This is a genomic window from Streptomyces sp. CG 926, from assembly GCF_003148825.1.
In the GTDB taxonomy this organism is placed as follows: Bacteria; Actinomycetota; Actinomycetes; order Streptomycetales; family Streptomycetaceae; genus Streptomyces.
The window spans coordinates 93,223-113,495 of sequence record NZ_QGGZ01000006.1 but is presented as its reverse complement, the minus strand read 5'-3'; the positions used below and the strand labels follow the sequence as shown (position 1 = coordinate 113,495).

Annotated in this window: 16 protein-coding genes; 8 read left to right on the top strand and 8 right to left on the bottom strand. The window is 73.3% G+C overall.

The features are described 5' to 3' along the window. Positions 1–58: 58 nt before the first annotated feature. A complete protein-coding gene (locus BCL76_RS17565) occupies positions 59–1,930 on the bottom strand; it encodes an AfsR/SARP family transcriptional regulator (RefSeq protein ID WP_109780689.1) in 1,872 nt (623 codons plus the stop codon). A 200-nt stretch (positions 1,931–2,130) separates the two neighbouring features. On the opposite strand from BCL76_RS17565, the gene BCL76_RS17560 reads away from it, so the two are divergent. Continuing rightward, positions 2,131–2,352, top strand: a complete 222-nt coding sequence (locus BCL76_RS17560) for a hypothetical protein (protein WP_109780437.1) — start codon at positions 2,131–2,133, stop codon at positions 2,350–2,352. Between the two features lie 68 nt (positions 2,353–2,420). On the opposite strand, the gene BCL76_RS17555 is transcribed toward BCL76_RS17560, so the two are convergent. Beyond that, the gene (locus BCL76_RS17555) at positions 2,421–5,453 is read right to left on the bottom strand and encodes an AfsR/SARP family transcriptional regulator (RefSeq protein ID WP_258309770.1); all 3,033 of its coding nucleotides are present in this window, start codon (positions 5,451–5,453) and stop codon (positions 2,421–2,423) included. A gap of 160 nt (positions 5,454–5,613) precedes the next feature. Continuing rightward, on the bottom strand, positions 5,614–6,084 hold the full coding sequence (locus BCL76_RS17550; RefSeq protein WP_258309769.1) for a MarR family winged helix-turn-helix transcriptional regulator: 471 nt from the start codon (positions 6,082–6,084) through the stop codon (positions 5,614–5,616). A gap of 382 nt (positions 6,085–6,466) precedes the next feature. Here BCL76_RS17550 and BCL76_RS17545 point away from each other — a divergent pair, with 382 nt between their 5' ends. Next, positions 6,467–7,960, top strand: coding sequence for an FUSC family protein (locus BCL76_RS17545; protein ID WP_109780435.1), 1,494 nt, complete (start codon positions 6,467–6,469; stop codon positions 7,958–7,960). Here BCL76_RS17545 and BCL76_RS17540 read toward each other — a convergent pair. Further along, positions 7,950–10,247 (bottom strand): HelD family protein, encoded by a 2,298-nt coding sequence (locus tag BCL76_RS17540; RefSeq protein WP_109780434.1) that lies wholly within the window; start codon positions 10,245–10,247, stop codon positions 7,950–7,952. The genes BCL76_RS17545 and BCL76_RS17540 overlap by 11 nt on opposite strands. 141 nt (positions 10,248–10,388) lie before the next feature. On the opposite strand from BCL76_RS17540, the gene BCL76_RS17535 reads away from it, so the two are divergent. The 3 genes from BCL76_RS17535 (at position 10,389) to BCL76_RS17525 (ending at position 13,451) form a co-directional block, all read left to right on the top strand. Next, the gene (locus tag BCL76_RS17535; RefSeq protein ID WP_109780433.1) at positions 10,389–10,982 is read left to right on the top strand and encodes a GNAT family N-acetyltransferase; all 594 of its coding nucleotides are present in this window, start codon (positions 10,389–10,391) and stop codon (positions 10,980–10,982) included. 212 nt (positions 10,983–11,194) lie between these two features. Beyond that, positions 11,195–12,331 (top strand): nitric oxide synthase oxygenase, encoded by a 1,137-nt coding sequence (locus tag BCL76_RS17530; protein WP_109780432.1) that lies wholly within the window; start codon positions 11,195–11,197, stop codon positions 12,329–12,331. 55 nt (positions 12,332–12,386) lie between these two features. Continuing rightward, the gene (locus tag BCL76_RS17525) at positions 12,387–13,451 is read left to right on the top strand and encodes a lactonase family protein (RefSeq protein ID WP_258309768.1); all 1,065 of its coding nucleotides are present in this window, start codon (positions 12,387–12,389) and stop codon (positions 13,449–13,451) included. 97 nt (positions 13,452–13,548) lie between these two features. Here BCL76_RS17525 and BCL76_RS17520 read toward each other — a convergent pair whose 3' ends face one another. From BCL76_RS17520 to BCL76_RS17510, 3 genes are all read right to left on the bottom strand, one after another. Further along, positions 13,549–14,463 (bottom strand): sirohydrochlorin chelatase, encoded by a 915-nt coding sequence (locus tag BCL76_RS17520; protein WP_078913245.1) that lies wholly within the window; start codon positions 14,461–14,463, stop codon positions 13,549–13,551. Between the two features lie 96 nt (positions 14,464–14,559). Next, positions 14,560–15,246 (bottom strand): uracil-DNA glycosylase, encoded by a 687-nt coding sequence (locus BCL76_RS17515; protein WP_030762111.1) that lies wholly within the window; start codon positions 15,244–15,246, stop codon positions 14,560–14,562. 11 nt (positions 15,247–15,257) lie between these two features. After that, complete coding sequence (locus BCL76_RS17510; RefSeq protein ID WP_109780686.1) at positions 15,258–16,349, bottom strand: WD40/YVTN/BNR-like repeat-containing protein; 1,092 nt, start codon at positions 16,347–16,349, stop codon at positions 15,258–15,260. A gap of 224 nt (positions 16,350–16,573) precedes the next feature. Between BCL76_RS17510 and BCL76_RS17505 the strand changes: the two genes are divergently transcribed. The 3 genes from BCL76_RS17505 (at position 16,574) to BCL76_RS17495 (ending at position 19,557) form a co-directional block, all read left to right on the top strand. After that, complete coding sequence (locus tag BCL76_RS17505) at positions 16,574–17,896, top strand: wax ester/triacylglycerol synthase family O-acyltransferase (RefSeq protein WP_109780431.1); 1,323 nt, start codon at positions 16,574–16,576, stop codon at positions 17,894–17,896. Positions 17,897–17,972: 76 nt separating this feature from the next. Then, on the top strand, positions 17,973–19,073 hold the full coding sequence (locus tag BCL76_RS17500) for an NADH:flavin oxidoreductase/NADH oxidase (RefSeq protein WP_109780430.1): 1,101 nt from the start codon (positions 17,973–17,975) through the stop codon (positions 19,071–19,073). 136 nt (positions 19,074–19,209) lie between these two features. Beyond that, the gene (locus tag BCL76_RS17495; RefSeq protein WP_109780429.1) at positions 19,210–19,557 is read left to right on the top strand and encodes an ArsR/SmtB family transcription factor; all 348 of its coding nucleotides are present in this window, start codon (positions 19,210–19,212) and stop codon (positions 19,555–19,557) included. A 15-nt stretch (positions 19,558–19,572) separates the two neighbouring features. Here BCL76_RS17495 and BCL76_RS17490 read toward each other — a convergent pair whose 3' ends face one another. Then, positions 19,573–20,181 carry a prealbumin-like fold domain-containing protein gene (locus tag BCL76_RS17490; protein WP_109780428.1) on the bottom strand — a complete coding sequence of 203 codons (609 nt, stop codon included), beginning with the start codon at positions 20,179–20,181 and terminating at the stop codon, positions 19,573–19,575. Positions 20,182–20,273: the final 92 nt, after the last annotated feature.

Genomic DNA, 20,273 nt, shown 5'->3' with positions numbered 1-20,273 from the left:
CTGGTGGGTGCCCGGGGTGGGTACGGGCCGGAGCGCCCTGCTGCGGGGCAGGGCGAGGCTAGGGGCGGTGAGTTAGCCGCCGGTTATGTTCGGTGCGGGCGGTGCTCCCGCGGTCGGGCGCGGCCCTCTCGCCCAGGGAGAGCGCGAAGAGTCGTACGAGCGGATGGAACAGGTAGCAGGGCCTGCCCTGCTCGTCCGCGCCGCTGACCTCCAACAGGGCCGCGTCGGCCAGCGCCTCCGACAGCCGCTCGGCCTCGACCTCCGGCAGGTTCAGCGACATCGCCGCGTCCACGGCCGGGAACGGCCTGGGGCCCAGTGCGGCCAGCGCCGGGAACACCGAACGCACCTCCGGGTCCAGCGCCCGCCAGGACGGCAGCAGCGAGCTGTGCACGTCCAGATCACCCGAGTGCAGCTCCCGCAGCCGGGTCACGGGATCCGCCAGCCGGCGGGCCAGCCGGTCCGGGGTGGAGTGCGGTCGGGCGGCGATCCGGGTCCCGACGATCCGCAGGGCCAGCGGCAGGCCTGCGCAGTGCTCGACGATCGAGGACGCCGCACCGGGTGCCGAGGCCACCCGGGCGGGACCGGCCGCGGCCGAGAGCAGCTCCAGCGAGTCCCCGGGTGCCAGCGGGGCGAGGGCCACGGTGTGCGCCCCGGCCACGGTGGGCAGGGCCGTTCGCCCGGTGACCAGGACCGCGGGCTCCGGGGTGTTGGGCAGCAGCGGACCCAACTGGGCGGCCCCGGAGGCGTTGTCCAGCACGATCAGCAGCTGCTTGCCCCGGGTCCGCTCCCGGTAGAGACGGACCAGCTGGTCCTGGTCCTCGGCGGCCGGTACGTCGTCCATCGGGCCCAGCGCGCGCAGCAGCCCGCGCAGTACCCGGGTGGGGTGGCGGGGAGTGCCGTCGGGCGCGCGCAGGTCGGCGTACAACTGCCCGTCGGGGAAGTGGCGCCGGCAGCGGTGGGCCGCGTGCACGGCCAAGGCGGTCTTGCCGAGCCCGGCCATGCCGGTGACCAGGACCCGGCGGGGCCGCTCACCGCCCTGCGCGTCGGGGGCCAACGCACGACACAGCAGCTCCAGTTCGGGCTCCCGGCCGGTGAAGTCGACGGTGTCGGGCGGCAGCATGGCCGGGGCACCGTCCGGGCGCCCGGCGGCGTCGCGCCGGGGACCGGACAGGACGGCCGGGGCGGTGCGCGGCTGCCGGTCCAGCGTCCCCTCCAGCAGTGAACGGTAGGTGGCCTGGAGCTCCTCGCCGGGGTTCACCCCCAGCTCGTCGGCGAGCACCGCGCGGCCGTGGTGGTAGAGGTGGATGGCGTCCGCCTGCCGCCCCGACCGGCACAGGGCCGTCATCAGCTGGCACCGGATGCGCTCGCGCAGCGGGAACTCGGCGACCAGGCCGGTCAGCTCTCCGGTGACCTGTTCGTGCCGGCCCAGCGCGAGATCGGCCGCGATGCGGTACTCCAGGGTGACCGCCCGGGCCTCGGTGAGCCGCGGCGCCTCCGCGTCGGCCAGGTATTCCGTGGCGTTGGCGAAGGGCAGCCCGTTCCACCGGGCCAAGGCGCCGCGCAGCAGCTCACCGGCCTTTTCGAAGTCCTCGGCGATCAGTGCCTCACGGCCGCCGATCGCCATCTTCTCGAATTCGTTCAGGTCGAGCGTCGCATTACCGATGCTCATGGCATATCCGGGCGGCCGACGATCGATCAGAACACCGTCGCCGAGAATCTTGCGCAAACGGGAAACATAGGTGTAGAGCTGTGCGCTGACGGTGGCCGGTGGAGCCCAACCCCACAGCAGCCGGCACAGCCGTTCGTCGGAGATCACCTCCTCACGGGCCACGAGGAGCGCCGCGAGCACGGTGTGCAGCTTCGCCCCGGAGAACGCGACCCGGCGGCCGTCCCGCCGTACCTCGACCGGCCCCAGCACTCGGAATTCCATGTACCGCCCCATCCGTGATTCATGGAGAAGAATCTCTGAACGAAGCTAGTGGAGTGCGTTGTCTCCTCGATATCGTGTCGATTTCGAGGGCGGCCCGGGGCACGAAATCGATGGAACACAGAAGGAAAAGGAGGCGTCCCTACTGTTCCATCCATGCCGCAGCGAGCGGCAGTGATGCTCCACCGAGAGGGGATTCCCAGATGCGCAGCACGCGGACGGCGAAGACGGCGAACACGACGGCGGCGGCCTGCCTGGTCGTTCTGGCGGGGATGTTCGTCGGCACGGGGGCAGCGTCGGCCGGCCTGACGGACACGCACACCGCCACACGGGCTGACGGCGACATGCCCTGGGGCGTCGTCAAGCCGCTGGACCCGCCGCGCCACGGCTCCGCCGGCACGCACGGCGACATGCCCTGGGGCTGACCCGCCCCACTCCCGGCCCACTCCCGGCCCGCCCCTGCCCCGCTCTCCCCACGACGCCCAGCCGGCGGCTAGCCCTCCGGGCGCGTCAGCAGCACCGTCAGTTCCGCCGCGGTGAAGGAACGATGCGGCATTTCACCGGCGCCCCCACCGCCCAGTTCGTCCGCCGTGTCCGACGCGGCCTGGACCGCCGCCAGCAGCCGGTCCGCCTGGGCCCGCCAGGGCTGCGCGCCGACCTCGCCGAAGGCGGCCCGCGCCCGCCGGAACCTCTCCGCCGCCTCCGCAGGGCGGCCGCCGATCGCCTCCACGCACCCGAGATCGGTCTCCACCCGGGCGTACAGGAAACGGTCCGCCAGCTCATCGGTGATCTCCAGGGCCTGCTGCAGCGTTCCCCCCGCCGCCGGCAGCAGGCCCTGGCTCCACTGCGTCTGCCCCAGCCCGCGCAGCGCGTGCGCCTCCCCGACCCGGTCGCCCTCGCCCCGGGTCAGCCGCAGTACCGCGCCGAAGGCCTCCGCGGCCTCGTCCAGATCTCCCGCCCGCAGCCGCACCTCGGCCAGCCGGTACACGCTCTGCGCCTCCGCCCGTACCGATCCGGTGCGCCGGCTCAGCGCCACCGCCCGCTCCGCGAGTGGCAGCGCGCCCCCCACGTTGCCCCGGTCCAGCTCGATCTGCGCCTGGAAACCGAGCAGGTGGGCCTCGTTCCCGATGTCACCCGTCGCGTGGAAACCGCTGAGGGCCGCCTCGCAGTACTCCAGGGCCCGCTCCCAGTCCCCCTGGAACCGCGCGCACATCGCCAGGTTCCGCTGGGCGAGCGCCGCCCCGCCCATGTCACCGGCGTTGCGCAGCAGCCGCAGCGCGGCCATGTTCCAGCCCTCGGCCTGCTCGTACCGCCGCTGGTAGATCGCCAGCGACCCCAGCAGCCGGAGCATCGTCGCCTCGCCCGGCTCGTCGCCGGTGCGCCGGGCCGCGGCCAGCGCCTGCTCGGCGCAGCGCTGCCAGTCCTCCAGGTAGTTCTTCGTCTCGAAGTGCGGCACCGCGCTCTCGGTCAGCGTCCACGCGTACCGGGCCCGGCCCGTCTCCGCCGCGTGGGCCACCAGGTCCGTGACGGCCGTGCGCTCCGACTCGAACCAGTCCATCGGCGTGGCCAGCAGCTCGTCGGCCAGCTCCGGCAGGAAGCGCGGAGCCGGTTCGGCCGGCCGGCCGACCGGGAACTCGCGTCCGTCGATCCGCCGGTGTGCCTCCTCGGCCAGCCAGAGCCAGGACGCGAAGGCCCGCTCCAGCGCCCCGTCGGTCTCCCCCTCCGGCTCGTCCGACTCCGCCCGCTCACGGGCGAACAGCCGCAGCAGGTCCTGGAACCGGTAGCGGGCGGCCCGCCCCGGCTCGGCGTCGGCCACCTCCAGCAGCTGCGCGTCCACCAGGTGGTCGATCAGTTCCTCCGCGTGCCACACGTCCGTGTCCAGCACGGCCGCCCCCGCCCAGGCGGCGAAGTCGGCCGTGCGCAGGAGTCCGAGCCGGCGGTACATCCGGGCCGCCTCGGGGGGCAGGTCCCGGTAGGTGAGCCGGAAGCCGGCCCGCACCCCGCCCTCGCCCGGGCTCAGCACGTCGAGCCGCGACCGGTGGTCGCGCAGCCGCGCCACCAGGCTCCGTACGCTCAGACCGGGTTTGGCCGCGAGTCGCGCCCCGGCGATCCGCAGCGCGAGCGGGAGGCGGTCGCAGAGCGCGCCGAGCTGCTCGACCGCCACCGGATCGCTGCCGAACCGGTCGGCTCCGGCCAGTTTGATCAGCAGCGCCGTCGCCTCGGTCGGCTCCAGCATCCGCAGCCGCAGGGTCAGCGCCGTGTAGTCCCCGGTCAGGTCACCCAGGCTCTCCCGGCTGGTGGCCAGCACCACGCTGCGCCCGCCCCCCGGGAGCAGGGGTCTGAGCTGGTCGAAGGAGCGTACGTTGTCCAGGACGATCAGGGTCTTACGGGTGCTGAGCAGGCTCCGGAACAGCGAGGCCCGCTCGTCGGGATCCGCGGGTATCTGGGGCGCGCCGATCCCGAGGGCCCGGAGGAACCGGTCGAGCACGGCGGCGGGGGACACCGGCGCGTGCTCCTCGTCGTACCCGCGCAGATCGGCGAAGAGTTGGCCGTCCGGGAACTGGTCGGCGACCTGGCTCGCCCAGTGCACCGCGAGGGCGGTCTTGCCCACGCCGCCCACGCCGACGATGGTCGCCAGCGCCGGGGTGTGGGGGTTGTAGGGCTCCTTCAGCAGCCGGTCCAGTGAGGTCATCTCCCGCTGCCGGCCGGTGAACGCCATCACGTCGGCGGGCAGTTGTGCCGGGATGGTGCTCAAGGCCGCGGGCGCGGGCGCCGCCGTGGCGGGGGGCCGGGTCAGTTCGGGGGAGTCGCGCAGGATCAGCTCGTGCAACTGGCGCAGTCCGGGACCCGGTTCGATCCCGAGCTGCTCGGTGAGTAACCGGCGGCCGTCCAGGAACACCTCCAGGGCCTCGGCGCGCTGCCCGGACCGGTACAGGGCCAGCATGAGGTGCTCGCGGCACTGTTCGCGCAGCGGGTGCCGGGCCACCAGCTCGGCGAGCTCCCCGGTGAGCGCGCGGTGCCGGCCAAGCTGGAGCATCAGCCCGGCACGTTCCTCCATCAGCGCCAGCCGCATCTGCTCCAGCCTGGTCGTCTCCGCCTCCAGCCGGGAGCCGGACGGCTCGTCGAGCGCGGAGCCCCGCCAGATGCTGAGGGCCTCCTCCAGCTGCGCACACGCCTGTTCGGTCCGTCCGTGCCGGGCGGCGTCCCGCCCCTGCTCGGCCCGCTCCAGGAACTCCTGGACGTCGATCCGGTGCTCGCCCTTGGCCAGCAGGTAGCCCGGGGGAGAGGTGATCAGCAGATCGGTCACCCCGGCCTGCTTGAAGGTCTTGCGGAGGGTGGCCACGCAGATGGCGATCTGGTTGCGGGCCGTCGCCGGGGGAGATTCCGGCCAGACGGCGTCCACGAGCGTGTCCACCGACACGATCCGGTCGGCGTAGAGGACCAGCATCGCGAGGACCGTGACCTGGCGCCGGCCGTTGATGCGCAGCGGACCGTCATCGGTCTGGACGAGCAGCGGCCCCAGCACTCTGAAGACAAACCGATTCAAAAGGTCCCCCGGCCTTGAAACCCCGCGTCAGGCGCGAACGGTACCGCAAAGAGCGTTCCTCGGTGCAGTCAACTCTTTGGAAAAACATCGGCAGTTTCAGGCCGGCTTGTCCGTATAGCGGCGGACACGTGCGCGGGCTTCACGCAGAGTCGTCGGATCCGATCGACGACAACGCGCCGGAAAGGCCCCGCAGCACCTCGGCCGTGCGGTACACCTCGTCCTCGCCGCCGAGGCCCTCGCACAACTGCCGGGCCAGCTCGGCGAGACAGGAATCGATCTCCCGTTTCGCGGCCACGCCCTGCTCGGTGGCGGTGAGCAGCTTGGCCCGCCGGTGCGCCGGATTGTCCAGGTAGATCGCGAGCCCTTGGCGCACCAGCAGGTCCGCTATGCGCTGCACGCTCTGGCGCGTGGTCCCCACCCGCCGGGCCACGGCGGACACGGAAAGTGACTCACCCGTCACCGTGGTGAGTATCTGCCAGCGCGCCGCGCTGAGCCCCGAGGCGAGCGTGAGTCGGTCGAGGGCCGCGGTGAACCGTCCGTTCAGCCGGAATACCGCCACAGCGGCCCGGCTGAACGCCTCGGCCTCCCCGAACTCCGCCGTGCGCGTCAACGTCGGTCCCCTTCCGTACGTTCCGCGGGTCGCTGCACGATAACAGCGCGTGGTCACGTGGACGAGAGTCGGCCAGGACGGCGTGACCCGGCCGGTGCCAGGCTCCCGCCGACGATGGTCCGATGGCAGGCCCATGGCCGACATGTCCGTGCCTCGGCTGTACCAATGGCCCAGTACCCAAGGGTCCGTTTGAGCCAGTAGGCCCTCGGATGCTTATCTGTGTCGTATCCATGTACTTACGGCGCCGCGCAGCGCCGGACGGCAACGAGGCCGGTTCCGGAGCGCGGCGCCTTCGCCGTGCCCGTTCGCCGCCCACCACCCCCGGGCGGCGCCGGGCCGGCGCGCAGCACTCCGAGGGGGGCGGCACACCGCCGTGAAGAGGATGTTCGTGGCTCCGGATCCGGGGCGTATGAGACTGCGGAACTCGGCCCGCGCGGTGATCGGCGTCGCCGCCGCCGTCGCGCTCGCCGAAGCGTGCGGTCTCTCCCAGACCGCCTCCATCACCGGGGGACTGGCGGCCCTGCTCGCCCTCTTCACCGTGCTCGACGCGGACGTCCGCGCCCAGCGCGTCACCACCGCCCTGCTGCCCGTCGCCGGATTTCCCGTCCTGACCCTCGCGACCACCCTGCACGGGGTGCCGCTCGCCCGGGACGCCGCCTTCCTCGCCGTCGTGTTCGCCGGGGTCCACGCCCGCCGCTTCGGCCCGCGCGGACACGCCCTCGGGATCTTCGGCTTCATGATGTTCTTCGTCACCCAGTTCCTGCACGCCCGGCCCGGGCAGCTGCCCGAGCTGTACGCCGCCGTGGGACTGGCCCTCCTCGCCGCCGGAGCCGTGCGCTTCCTGCTGTGGCCCATCGAGCGGCGCACCCCGCCCCCCGCGGCCCCGCCCGGCCTGCCCGGGACCGGACTCGCGCGGCCGACCACCCGGCAGGCCTTCCAGGCCACCGCCGCCTGCGCCTTCGCGCTCGGCATCGGCCAGGCGCTCTCCGACGACCGCTGGTACTGGGCCGTCGGCACCTCTTGGTGGATCTTCGTGAACACCACCTCCCGGGGCGAGACCCTCGTACGGGGCTTCCGCCGCGTCCTCGGCACCGTCGTCGGCATCGCCGCCGGCCTGCTGATCGCCGTACCCCTGCACGGCGCGCCGGTGCCCACCGCCGCACTGGTCGCCGTATGCGTCTTCGGGATCTTCTACACGGCCGCGCCCTCGTACTCCTGGATGATGTTCTTCGTCACCGTCATGGCCGGGCTGCTCTACGGCCTGCTCGGCGTCCTGCACCCCGGACTGCTGCTCCTGCGCTTCCAGGAGACCGCCATCGGCGCGCTCGGCGCCGCCCTCGCCGTCGTGATCATCCTCCCCGTCACCACCCACGCCGCCAACGACGCCTGGATCCAGCGCGCCCTGCACTGCGTACGCGCCTGCACCGCGGCCGCCCTGGACCGCCTCGCCGGCGACCCGGACGCCGACCCCGCCCCGCACGCCGCCGAACTGGAGCTGCTGCTGGGCCGGGTCCGGACCGCCCTCGCGCCGCTCGTCCACCCGCTGAGCCCGCTGCGCGCCCGCAAGGCCCGGGCCCGGCAGGTGCTCGCGCTCCTCGACGACTGCGCCCGGGACGTGCGCGGGCTGGTCGCCGTCGCCGCCGACCCGCAGGCCTCCCACGACGCCCGGCTGGCCGCCGCCTGCTGGCGCGTGGAGGCCGCGGTGGAGGCCCTGACCGCCCCGGGAGCCACGCCCGGTCCCGCCACCGTGCCGCAGCCCCGGCCCGCCGCCGCGGAACCGGCGCTCGCCCATCTCCACGGTCTGGAACACACCCTCGTGGCACTGGCGACCCCGCTGCGCACCGACCCCCGGGCGCCGCTCGTCATCAGCGCCTGAGCAGCCCCTGCGGACCGTCGGCCAGCCCTGCCGGCAGCCGGCCGGCGGTGTGCACCACCCCGAGGGTCTGGGTGGCCCGCGTCAGCGCCACGTACAGATCGCTCGGCCTCAGCTCGACCGGTTCCACCACGATCACCGTGTCGAACTCCAGCCCCTTGGCCTGGCGCGGGTCCAGCAGGACCACCTCCCCGGTCAGATCCGGTTCCGCGCCCTCCCGTACCCCCGGCAGTACGGCGGCCAGGGCCGCGTGCCGCGCCCGCGGCGCGATCACCGCGAGCCGCCCTTCGGCCGGCAGCTCCCGCGCCACGGCCTCCCGGGTCGCCGCCGCGAGGTCACCGGTCGCCTGCGCCCACGGCCGCACCCCGGTGGCCCGTACCGACCGCGGCGGCTCGAAGCCGGGATCGCCGGTCCGCAGCACGGCCGCCGCCACCTCCATGATCTCGGCCGGCGTGCGGTAGTTGACCCCCAGCCGGACCAGCTCCCAGCGCTCGCCCACGTACGGCGAGAGGATCCGCTCCCACGACCCGCAGCCCGCCTCGTCGGCCGTCTGCGCCGGGTCGCCGACCAGCGTCATCGACCGGGTCGGGCAACGCCGCATCAGCAGCCGCCACGCCATCGCCGACAGCTCCTGCGCCTCGTCCACGATGACGTGTCCGAAGGCCCAGGTCCGGTCGGCCGCCGCCCGCTCGGCGGTGCTGCGGTGATCGGCCTCCTCATGGCGCTCGGCCATCCGCTCCGCGTCGATGATGTCGTGGGCCGCGAGGTATTCGTTCTCCTCGTCCTCGAACTCGTACGACTGCGAGCCCTCGGACAGGTCCAGCACCCCCTGCGCGTAGGCGATGCGGCGCTGCCGGTCCCGCTCCTCGGCGGCTCGCCGGGCGCTGTCGTCCTCGCCGAGCAGCTCGGCCGCCTCGTCCAGGAGCGGCACGTCGGCCGGGGTCCATTCGGGCCGGCCCGAGGGCGCGCGCCGGATCAGGTCGGCCTCGTGCGCGGGCAGGTGCGTGGGATCCGCGAGGAAGTCGGCGATCAGTCGCTGGGGGGTGAGGGAGGGCCACAGCGAGTCGATCGCCGCGTGCACGGCGGTGCTCGTCGCGATCTCCTTGCCGAGCTGGGCGATGTCGTCCGAGCCGAGCAGGTTCGGACCGCCGTACGGATCGGCGCCCAGCCGGTCGACGAGCTGCGCGGTGAGCGCGTCGATGATCGGGAAGGCGAAGGAGGGACGCGCCTGGTTGTGCGGCAGCCCGGTGGCCCGGGCCCGGTCGCGCGCCTCGTACGCCATGGTGCGGTCCAGCCGCAGCGTCCCGTACTCCTCGTGGTCGATCTCCAGCGCCGGCTCGGGGACGGTGTCGTACTCCTCGCCGGTGTCCGCCGGCACCGTCTCCGGCAGGCACTGCCGGTCGGCCACCACCCGGGCGAGGACCTCCGCCATCGCGGCCCGCCCCTTCACCGCGGCGGCCCCCGGGCGGTCGGCGGCGGTGGCGTGCACACCGGGGAAGAGCTCGCCGGGGGTGGCCAGCAGCACGCCCGTCTCGCCGAGGGCCGGGAGCACCCCGCCGATGTAGCCGAGGAAGGCCGGGCCCGGTCCGACGATCAGCACACCGCGCTTGGCGAGCAGCTCCCGGTGGGCGTACAGCAGGTAGGCGGCGCGGTGCAGCGCGACCGCGGTCTTGCCGGTGCCGGGACCGCCCTCGACGACCAGCACCCCACGGTGCGTGGAGCGGATGATCCGGTCCTGCTCGGCCTGGATGGTGCGCACGATGTCGTGCATCCGGCCGGTCCGGGCGGCGTCGAGCGCGGCGAGCAGCACGGCGTCCGCGTCGGCGCCCTCGTGCCCGGTGCGCTCCGCGTCGGTCAGGTCGAGGATCTCGTCGTGCAGAGCGGTGACCACACGCCCCTGGCTGCTGATGTGCCGGCGGCGGCGCAGACCCATCGGGGTGTGACCGGTGGCGAGGTAGAAGGGGCGGGCCACGTCCGCGCGCCAGTCCAGGACCAACGGGGTGCGTTCCGCGTCGTCGGCCCGGATTCCGAGCCGGCCGATGTGGTGGTCCCGACCGTCGGAGAACTCCAGACGGCCGAAACACAGGCCGTTCTCGCCCGCATTCAGGGCGGAAAGCAGACCGGACTGCTCGGCGACCAGGACGTCCCGCTCCAGCCGCGCCTGAAATCCGGTCCCGACATCGCGCAGCGCCCCCTCGACCGCCTGTTCGGCCTGGTCACGCAGACCGTCGAGGCGCCGATAGAGGTCGGTGACGAATTGCTGCTCTTTCCGGAATTCCTCGGTTGACAATTGCACTCCTGCCGCGCTACAATGTCCTCGTAAGCTTCACCACGACTTCGTTCGAAGCAAAGTCGTGAACCATTGAATATACGCTCTTCTCTCCCTCGTCAGCCAATTCGGACGGGGGATTTTTTGCGTACGGTGGATCTCATGACCACCGCACACGGCTCGGCCGACACGATCGTGTACCGCCCCGCCCGTCCCGAGGACGCGGGTGCCATCGAGGCCCTGGACAGCTCCTTCACCACCGCCACGGTCTTCGAGGTGAGCGAGCCGGGTCCGGACGACGGCTACGCTTCGGGCTTCCTGCTCCGCGAGGTCCCCGTGGACCCGCCCGTGCACAAGGTGTTCCCGCCCGAGGAACACGACGAGCAGGTCTTCGGCGGGGGCAAGGACTCGGACGCCGACGCGCGGACCTTCGTGGCCCTCGACGGCGAGCTGCTGTGCGGGTACGCCGCCGTCGGATACGCGCCCTGGAACCGGCGGCTGACCGTCGAGGACATCGAGGTCGCCCCCGGCCATCGGGGTCGCGGCATCGGCCGCGGCCTGATGGAGTGCGCCGAGCGGTTCGCCCGCGAACGGGGCGCACACCACCTGTGGTTGGAGGTCAGCTCGGTCAACGCCCCGGCGGTGCACGCCTATCGACGGATGGGGTTCACCTTCTGCGGCCTCGACACCGCGCTGTACGACGGCACGCCGGCGGTCGGTGAGCGGGCGCTCTACATGAGTCGCCCCTGCCGCTGACCCGGCGCACCACCAACTCCCGGAACGCGCCGGATCGTACGCCCCCGCGTGCTCCACCGCAGCCCGATTCATGAGGGATCACTCCAAGGAGTGCTCCCTCACGGCCAATCACCCCGCGCTGACCTGCGACATGTACAACGGGTAATTGTTTATTGCACATTCATCCGGCAAGTACAGGGTGGATCTGGTCGGACAGGGGGTAACCGCCCGGAATGGAAATTCTTCAACAGCGCTCCACCACCGCTCAGGTGTGGGAAGCGGCCGAGGAGTTCATCCGACTCTTCCACCGGGAGAACGCGGACGCCGGCGACCCGCGCGCCCGACTCGCCGCCGTGCGGGCCGAGCTCGCCGCGACCGGCACCTATGTGCACACCCCCGCGGAACTGGTCCACGGGGCCCGGGTCGCCTGGCGCAACAGTAACCGCTGCATAGGGCGGCTCTACTGGAACTCGCTGCGGGTCCGCGACCGCCGCGGGCTCACCGACGCCGACGGCATCGCCGCCGAGTGCTTCGACCACCTGCGTGAGGCGACCAACCGGGGCCGGGTCAGGCCCACCATCACCGTCTTCGCCCCGGACGCCCCGGACCGACCCGGCCCGCTGATCTGGAGCGAGCAGTTGGTCAGATACGCGGGCTACGGCGACCACCCGTCCATAACCGTCGGCGACGCCCGCAACGCCCCGCTGACCGAGGCCCTGCTCCGGCTCGGCTGGCCCGGCGGCCCCGGTACCCCCTTCGACCTCCTGCCGCTGGTGGTCCAAGGCGTCGACGACAAGCCCCGCTGGTTCGAGACCCCCGCCGACGCCGTCCTGGAGGTGCCGATCGACCATCCCGACGGCGACGGCTGGGCGGATTGGGGGCTGCGCTGGCACGCCGTACCCGCCATCTCCAACATGTGCCTGGAGGTCGGCGGCATCCACTACCCGGCCGCGCCGTTCAACGGGTGGTACATGGGCACCGAGATCGGCGCGCGCAACCTCGCCGACACCGACCGGTACAACCTCCTCCCCGCCGTCGCCCGCCGCCTGGGTCTGGACACCTCCAGCGACCGCTCCCTCTGGAAGGACCGGGCGCTGGTCGAACTCAACCGGGCCGTCCTGCACTCCTTCGACCGCGCCGGGGTCACCATCGCCGACCACCACAGCGAGTCCCGGCGCTTCCTGTCCCACATGGAACGGGAGGAGCGCAAGGGGCGCGAGGTGGGCGCGGACTGGTCCTGGATAGTGCCGCCGATCTCCGGCTCCGCCACCCCGGTCTTCCACCGCACCTACGAGGACCGCAGCAGCAGCACCGCCTACGTCCACCACCCCGGCGCACAGGAGCGGGCCCAAGGGCGGGATTTGGTCTAGACCTTCTGTTACCGTCGGCTCCGAACGGATCCGGCAGCGGTGAAAGGGGCTCGACGTGGGCGACGCGGACATCAGGGACCGGGGCGGTGAACCCCGGGCCTACATCGGCTCGTTCACCTCGACGGGTGGCCGCGGAGTCACCACCGCCGCCGTGGATCCGAAGACCGGGGCGCTGACCCCGCTCTCGATCACCCCCGCCGAGGACCCCTCGTACCTCGCCCTCTCCCGCTCCACCGGCGTGCTCTACGCGGTGAACGAGACCGAGCGCGGCGCGGTGGCCGCCTACCGGCCGACCGCCGCGGGCCTCGCCCCCCTCGGCGCGCCCGTCCGCGTCGGGGGCTCCGGTCCCACCCACCTCAGCCTGGCCGGGCGCCGGCTGCTCACCGCCAACTACACCTCCGGCAGCGTCAGCAGTATCCCGCTCGCCGCCGACGGCCGCCCGGACGGACCCTCCCACGTCCTGTCGCACCAGGGCTCCGGTCCCGACGCCGACCGGCAGGAGGGCCCGCACGCCCATCAGGTGCTGCCGGACCCGACCGGCCGCTGGGTGCTCAGCGTGGACCTCGGCACCGACTCGGTACGGGTCTGCGCGCTCGACCCGACCACCGGGGCGGCTCGGGTGCACACCGAGACCGTGCTGCGCGCCGGGACCGGCCCCCGCCACCTCGCCTTCCATCCGGAGGGTGAGGTGGCGTACGTACTGCACGAACTGGAGCCGCAGGTGACCGTCTGCCGCTGGAACGCGCGGTCCGGGCGGCTGGAACCGGTCGGGGAGGTTCCGGTGGCCTCCGGGGGCTCTTCAGGGGCCGTACGGGCCTACCCCTCGGCGATCGTCGCCTCGCCCGACGGCCGGTTCGTCTGGGCGGCCGTCCGCGGAACCGACGCGATCGTCACCCTCTCCCTCGCCGACGGGCCCGCGAGGCCGCGGCTCACCGGCGCCGTGGCCTGCGGAGGCGCGTGGCCGCGCGATCTCGCCGTCGATCCCTCGGGGAACCGGCTCTACGCGGCCAACGAGCGCTCGGGGGACGTCACCTGGTTCGAGGTGGACCCGCTGACCGGACAGCCGCGCCGGGCCGGCTCGACAGCCGTACCGGCGGCCACCTGCGTCGTCCTCGGCTGAGGCGCGCGGCCGCGCAGGGGGACGGGAGACGCGAAAGGGCCCGCGCCCACCACGGGTGACCGTGGCGGCGGGGGCCCTTTCGCGTCGTACGGGTGGGTCAGTGCGCGGCGGCGTCCTGGGCGATCCCGAGAGCGGCGGCGTACTGCGCGACGGCCAGCTTGCCGAGCGCGCCGTAGGCGCCGAGCACCTCGGCCGTGGCGCAGTCGGCCTCCTTGCAGGCGGTGTCGAGCAGCCCGTCGGCGGCCTCCGGGCCGATCAGGTACGGGGCGAGCGCGAGCAGCGTGGAGCCCTCGCGGCGCAGCTGCTCGGCGACCGCGGCCACCGAGCCCTCCTGGTCGAGCGCGGCGGCCTTGACGGGCACGGCGAGTCGGGCGGCCAGCAGCATGCCGGTGATCCCGGCGGCCTGTACGGCCTCCTCGCCACCGGTGGTCGCCAGGACGATGCCGTCGGCGGCGGTGGTCACGGTGAAGAGCCGGGCGCGGTCGGCGCGGGCCAGGCCCGCCTCGGACAGGCGCACGTGCAGGCCCTCGGCGAGCAGCGGGTGCGGGCCGAGCACGTCGGCCAGCTCGGCGGCGGCGGAGGAGTCCATCAGCGCTTGGCGCATCCGGCGGAGCAGATCGCTGTCGGGGCCGGCGAGCAGCGGTACGACCACGGCGTCCGGGCCGGTCGGCGCGGGCACCTCGTGGCCGGCCGCGCGGGCGAACTCCGCGCGCGCGACACGCTCGGTCGCGACGGCGGACAGCACGCCGGACAGGGACGGGAACTCGGTGGCGTCGTCACCTTCGAGGAAGCCGATGCGGGCGTCGAGGCCCGGCAGCTCGGAGCGGCCGATGCTGATGATCTCTTCCGCCAGCCCTCGCGAGGCGGCCGAGGGGGCACCGGGCACGGCGAGCACCAGCGCGGGCGCGCCCTCGGGCGCCACCGCGGGCTCGGGCCGGCGGTGCCGTCCGGTCTGGCGGGGTCGCGGCATTCGTACGGGCAGGCCATTTGCGGGCCCAGTGGGGGAGCTCATGGCGCCGCATGCTACTGGCTTATCGGAACAAGGTGTTCGGGCAGGGCCTTCTCGCGAGGCATCTGTCCGTATTTATCCGGTGAATATCAGATACGTTCAACTGACTGACGGCAAGCGCCAGTCCACAGCCTGTGAGCCCAGCCCCACCAGCAGCTCGTTCGTCCGGCTGAACGGCCGGGAGCCGAAGAACCCGTAGTCGGCGGACTTGGGGGAGGGGTGCGAGGACTCCACCACGGGCAGTTCGCCGAGCAGCGGCCGCAGGTTGCGGGCCGCCCGTCCCCAGAGGATGGAGACCAGCGGCTTGCCGCGTGCGGCCAGGGCCCGGATGGCCTGGTCGGTGACGGCCTCCCAGCCCTTGCCCTGGTGCGCGTTGGAGCGCCGGGGCGCGGTCGTGAGCGACCTGTTCAGCAGCAGGACGCCCTGCCGGGTCCACGGGGTGAGGTCGCCGTTCGCCGGGCGGCCGGTGCCGATGTCCCGGTGCATCTCCAGGAAGATGTTGTCGAGGCTCGGTGGCACCGGCCGTACGTCGGGTGCCACCGAGAAGGACAGTCCCACCGCGTGCCCCGGTGTGGGGTAGGGGTCCTGCCCGACGATCAGCACCTTGACCTCGTCGAAGGGCTGTTGGAAGGCGCGCAGCACATTGGCCCCGGCCGGTACGTACGTCCTCCCCGCCGCGATCTCGGCGCGCAGGAAGTCGCCCATGGCGGCGATCTGCCCCGCCACCGGCTCCAGAGCACGGGCCCAGCCCGGCTCGACGATCTCGTTCAACGGTCGTGCTGCCACGGTGGATCACTCTACTGGCCGAACGTGGCCGCCCGCACGCACAGGACGTCGGGGAGGTGCTCGGCGAGGAGTTGCCAGCTCTCGCCGTCGTCGTGGCTGGCGTACACCTCGCCGTTGCGGTTGCCGAAGTAGATGCCCGCCGGGTCCGCGTCGTCCGTGCACAGCGCGTCGCGCAGCACCGTGCCGTAGTGGTCGCCGGCGGGGAGTCCGCGGGCCAGCGGCTCCCAGGTGGCGCCCGCGTCCCGGGTACGGAAGACCCGGCACCGGTGCTCGGCCGGGACCCGGTCGGAGTCCGCGTTGAGCGGGAAGACGTAGGCGGTGTCCGGGCGGTGCGGATGGGCCGCGACCGCGAAGCCGAAGTCGGAGGGGAGGCCGCCGCCGATGTCGGTCCACCGGCCGCCCGCGTCGTCGCTGCGGTAGACGCCCCAGTGGTTCTGCAGGTAGAGCCGGTCGGTGTCCCCGGCGTCCTGGGCGATCTTGTGCACGCACTGGCCGAACTCGGGGTTCGGGTCCGGCAGGAACACCGCCGAGACCCCCTGGTTGGACGGGTTCCAGCTGGCCCCGCCGTCCGTGGTGCGGAACACGCCGGCGGTGGAGACGGCCACCGTCACCGCGTCCGGGTCGCGGGGGTCGGTGATCACCGTGTGCAGGCCCTCGCCCCCGCCGCCCGGTACCCACTTGTCGCGGCTCGGGTGCTCCCACAGCGGGCGGACCAGCTCGAAGGAGTCGCCCCGGTCGGTCGAGCGGAACAGCGCGGCCGGTTCCGTCCCCGCGTACACGACGTCGGGGGCCTCCGGGCCGGCCGGCTGCAGCTGCCAGACCCGTTCCAGGGAGGCCCCGGTGTCCTTCGGGAACTTCACGGCGGGTGCGGCGGGCTCCCGCCAGGTCGCCCCGAGGTCGTCGGAGCTGAAGACGGACGGGCCCCAGTGGGCGCTGTCCCCGCCGACCAGCAGTCGGGGTACCGGTCCCCGTCGGTCCACGGCGACCGCGTAGACGGCCTGGGCGTTGAACTGGGGTCCGTCGAACTCCCAGGGCGCCGCGCCCCGGCGACGTCCGACGAAAAGTCCCTTGCGGGTTCCCACGAGCAGCACTGCGTCGGACATGGCCGGCACCTCCGGGCCTCGTCGCCCTCCATGGGCGTTCCTTGCGGAGTATGTTTTCGGCCAGTCTGCACCCACCCGGTGACAGTGACCCGGCGGACGGTGCGGGGCTGCTGATGAGCAGATCAATACCGATCGTTTACCGCCTCGAAATGATTGCTACTTGCATGTAGGTGTCCGTAATGGATTGACTTCAGGTCACTGCCGCCGCACGCGAGAGGACGTATGTGGCCACCGAGCACCTGTCCCCGCTCGACCTCGCCTTCTGGCGGATCGAATCCGCCGACCACCCCATGCACCTGGGGGCCCTCGCCGTCTTCCGTGCCGCCGGACCCGGCGCCGCGGAACGGGCCGCCCGCCTGCTCACCGACCGGTGCGTGGCCGTGCCCCGCCTGCGCCGCCGGATCCGCGACGTGCTGCTGCCCGTCGGGGCGGCCGCCTGGTCGCCCGACCCCGGCTTCGACCCGGCCCGGCACGTGTTCCTCGTCCGTACCGACGAGAGCGTTCCGCACGCCGCCGCCGGACCGCTGATGGCCCGGCCGCTGGACCGGACGCTGCCGCCGTGGGAGGCGCACGTACTGGCCGGACCCGATCCGGACTCCTTCGCGGTCCTCTTCAAGTTCCACCACGCCCTCGCCGACGGCCTGGGCGCGCTGGCCCTCGCGGCCACGCTGTTCGACGAGGCGACGGCCCCACGGCCGCCCGTGCGCCCGGTCCCCGAGCAGCGGGGCGGCTCCGTCCTGCGCCGGCTCCCCGCGGCCTTGGCGGCCCGGGTCCAGGACGTCGGCCAGGCCTTGGAGATCGGGGCCGCCGTGGCCCGCGCCGGACTGCCGCTCGGGGTGCCGACGGCCCTCACCGCGGACCCCACCGGCTCGGGCGCCCGTGCGGTCGCCTGTCTCGCGCTCGACCTGGACGAGGTCAACCTCGTCCGCAAGGGCGCCGGCGGCACCGTCAACGACGTGCTCATCGCCCTGGTCGCGGGAGCGCTGCGGCGCTGGCTGGCGGAGCGGGGCGATCCCGAGCCCTGGGGCGCGGGCCCACGAGCGCTGATCCCGGTGTCCCGCCGCCGCGGGCCCGGAGGGTCGGGAGGCGCGGGCAACCGGCTCTCCGGCTATCTGCTCCGGCTCCCGCTCGCCGAAGCCGATCCGCTGCGCCGCCTGGACAGCGTGCGCGCCGCCATGGACCGCAACAAGGACGCCGGACCCGCGCGCGGCGCCGGGGCCGTCGCCCTGCTCGCCGACCACGTCCACCCGCTCGGCCATCGGCTCGGCGGCCCGCTCGTGGCCCAGGCCGCCCGGCTGCTCTTCGACATCCTGGTCACCAGCGTGCCGCTGCCGAGCTTCACCTTCACCCTCGGCGGCAGCCCGGTCGGCGAGGTCTACCCGCTCGCCCCACTGGCCCGAGGACAGTCGCTGGCCGTCGCGGTCTCCACGTACAAGGGGACGGTCCACTACGGGCTGGTCGCCGACGCGGGCGCCGTGCCGGATCTGGCGGCCCTGACCGGGGCGTTGCGCGCGGAACTCGACGAGCTTGTACGAGAGGTCTCGTAGTACGAGGGAATCCGTAGTACGGTGACTCTCGTACTTGACCGATCCCCGGCATGCCCGGTCGTATCTGGAGAGCCTGATGAGTGCTGCCCCCGCCGCCTTCGCCGCCCTGTTCGCGCCCTACACGCTCCGCTCCGTCACCATCCCGAACCGGGTGTGGATGGCCCCGATGTGCCAGTACAGCGCCGAGGCGTTCGGACCGAACGCGGGCGTGGCCGGCGACTGGCACTTCGCGCACTACGCCGCCCGCGCCACCGGCGGTACGGGCCTGATCGTCCAGGAGGCCACCGCCGTCTCCCCGGAGGGTCGGATCTCGCCCTACGACCTCGGCATCTGGAACGACACCCAGGTCGAGGCGCTGCGCCGGATCACCTCCTTCGTCAGGTCCCAGGGCGCCGTCCCCGCGATCCAGCTCGCTCATGCCGGACGCAAGGCATCGACCGACCGGACCTGGAAGGGCGGGCGCCCGGTCGGGTCCGAGGCGCACGGCTGGCAGCCGGTCGCGCCGAGCGCCGTGCCGTTCGCCGAGGGTTACCCGGTACCGCACGAGCTGACGGTCGAGGAGATCCGGGAGATCACCGGCCAGTTCGCGGTCGCCGCCGAGCGCTCGCTGGCCGCGGGGTACGAGGTCGTCGAGATCCACGGCGCCCACGGCTACCTGATCGGTGAGTTCCTCTCCCCGTACAGCAACAAGCGCACCGACGAGTACGGCGGCTCCTTCGACAACCGCACCCGCTTCGCCCTCGAAGTCGTGGACGCCGTCCGGGCGGTGTGGCCCGAGGAGCTCCCCCTCTTCTTCCGGATCTCCGCCACCGACTGGCTGGAGGAGGAGGGTTGGACCGCGGACGAGACGGTCCGGCTGGCCGACCTGCTGCTCGAACACGGCGTGGACCTGCTCGACGTCTCGACCGGCGGCCTCGCCCCGCACGCCGTGATCCCCGTCGGCCCCGGCTACCAGGTTCCCTTCGCGGCGCGGGTCAAGGCCGGCACCGCCCTCCCCGTGGCCGCCGTCGGCCTGATCACCGAACCGGAGCAGGCCGAGAAGGTCCTCGCCAACGGGGAGGCCGACGCCGTCCTGCTGGGCCGGGAACTCCTGCGCGACCCGTTCTGGGCCCGCCGCGCGGCCAAGGAGCTGGGCGGAGAGCTCCGTACGCCCGAGCAGTACCACCGCTCCTGGTGACGCGGGTACGGCTCCGGCGGCCCCGCCCCGGAGCCGTACCGCCGGTTTCCCCGACCGGCCCGCCTTCTTCGACGACTCTCGTACCATGGGGCCCGCGGCATCCGGAACACACCGACCGAGCGAGTGGAGCAGGGACATGACGGAACGGGACCCCTCCCGCACCCTCGTCCACCCCGAGGCGGGCGAGATCCGCCTGGAGGGCGTGCTGCACGCGCTCTCCGATCCGGTCCGGCTGTCCATCGTCCTGGACCTGGCCGCCTCGGCCGAGGACCTGGCCTGCTCGTACTTCGACCTGCCGGTCACCAAGTCCACGACCACCCACCACTTCCGCGTCCTGCGCGAGAGCGGCGTCGTACGCCAGGCCTACCGTGGCACCGCCAAGCTCAACGCCCTGCGCCGGGAGGAACTCCAGGAGCTCTTCCCCGGCCTCCTCGACAGCGTCCTGGCGGCGGCCGCCGCCGAGGCGGCCCGACTCACGGCCTGAGCGGATCGAGCCACCTCACCGGGTGGACACGGGTGTCAGGCTGTTCTCGGCGATCACCGTCACGCCGTCGGAGATGTTGCCCTCGGTGAGCAGCAGCGGGCCGAACACCGGGTCCACGGGCAGGTCGTGGCCGGGCGGGGCCTGGGTCTCCTGCCAGTAGTAGAGGCCGGTCACCACCGCGCGGGTGCAGGTGCCGTCGGTCGCGGTGGTGCAGGGGTCGCCGATCGCGACGTCCGGGTCGAGGCCGGTGGTCTGCAGTCCCGGGATGCCGTTGGCCTCCACCCAGAGCTGGAACTCGGCGCCGGACAGGCGGGCGCCGGTCAGCGCGTCCTCCTTGATCACCGTGACGTCGCCGAGGGGCTCACCCGGGCCCGCGCAGCCGGGAGGCCCGCCATCGCACCGGGGTGGGGGGCACCACCCCTGGCGGTCGGCCCCGGTGTGGTCCGGGCAGCGGGCGGCGCCCCCGGCGACCTGGCTCTCGATGCCCGGCCGGCTCCGGACGTCCGCGCCCGCCCCGGCCGCCGCGGCGTACGAGGGCGTCGGGACCAGCAGAGCCGCCGCCACCGTCCCGAGGATCCAGGGCCGCCACCCGGCCGCCCACCGGAAGAATCCGTTCGCTGCCATGACACTCCATCCGCACGCTGCTCCGGGGCTTCGATCCAGCGACATGATCGGCCCGCGCGCACGGGGCGGCACGGCGACACTCCCGCAGGGGC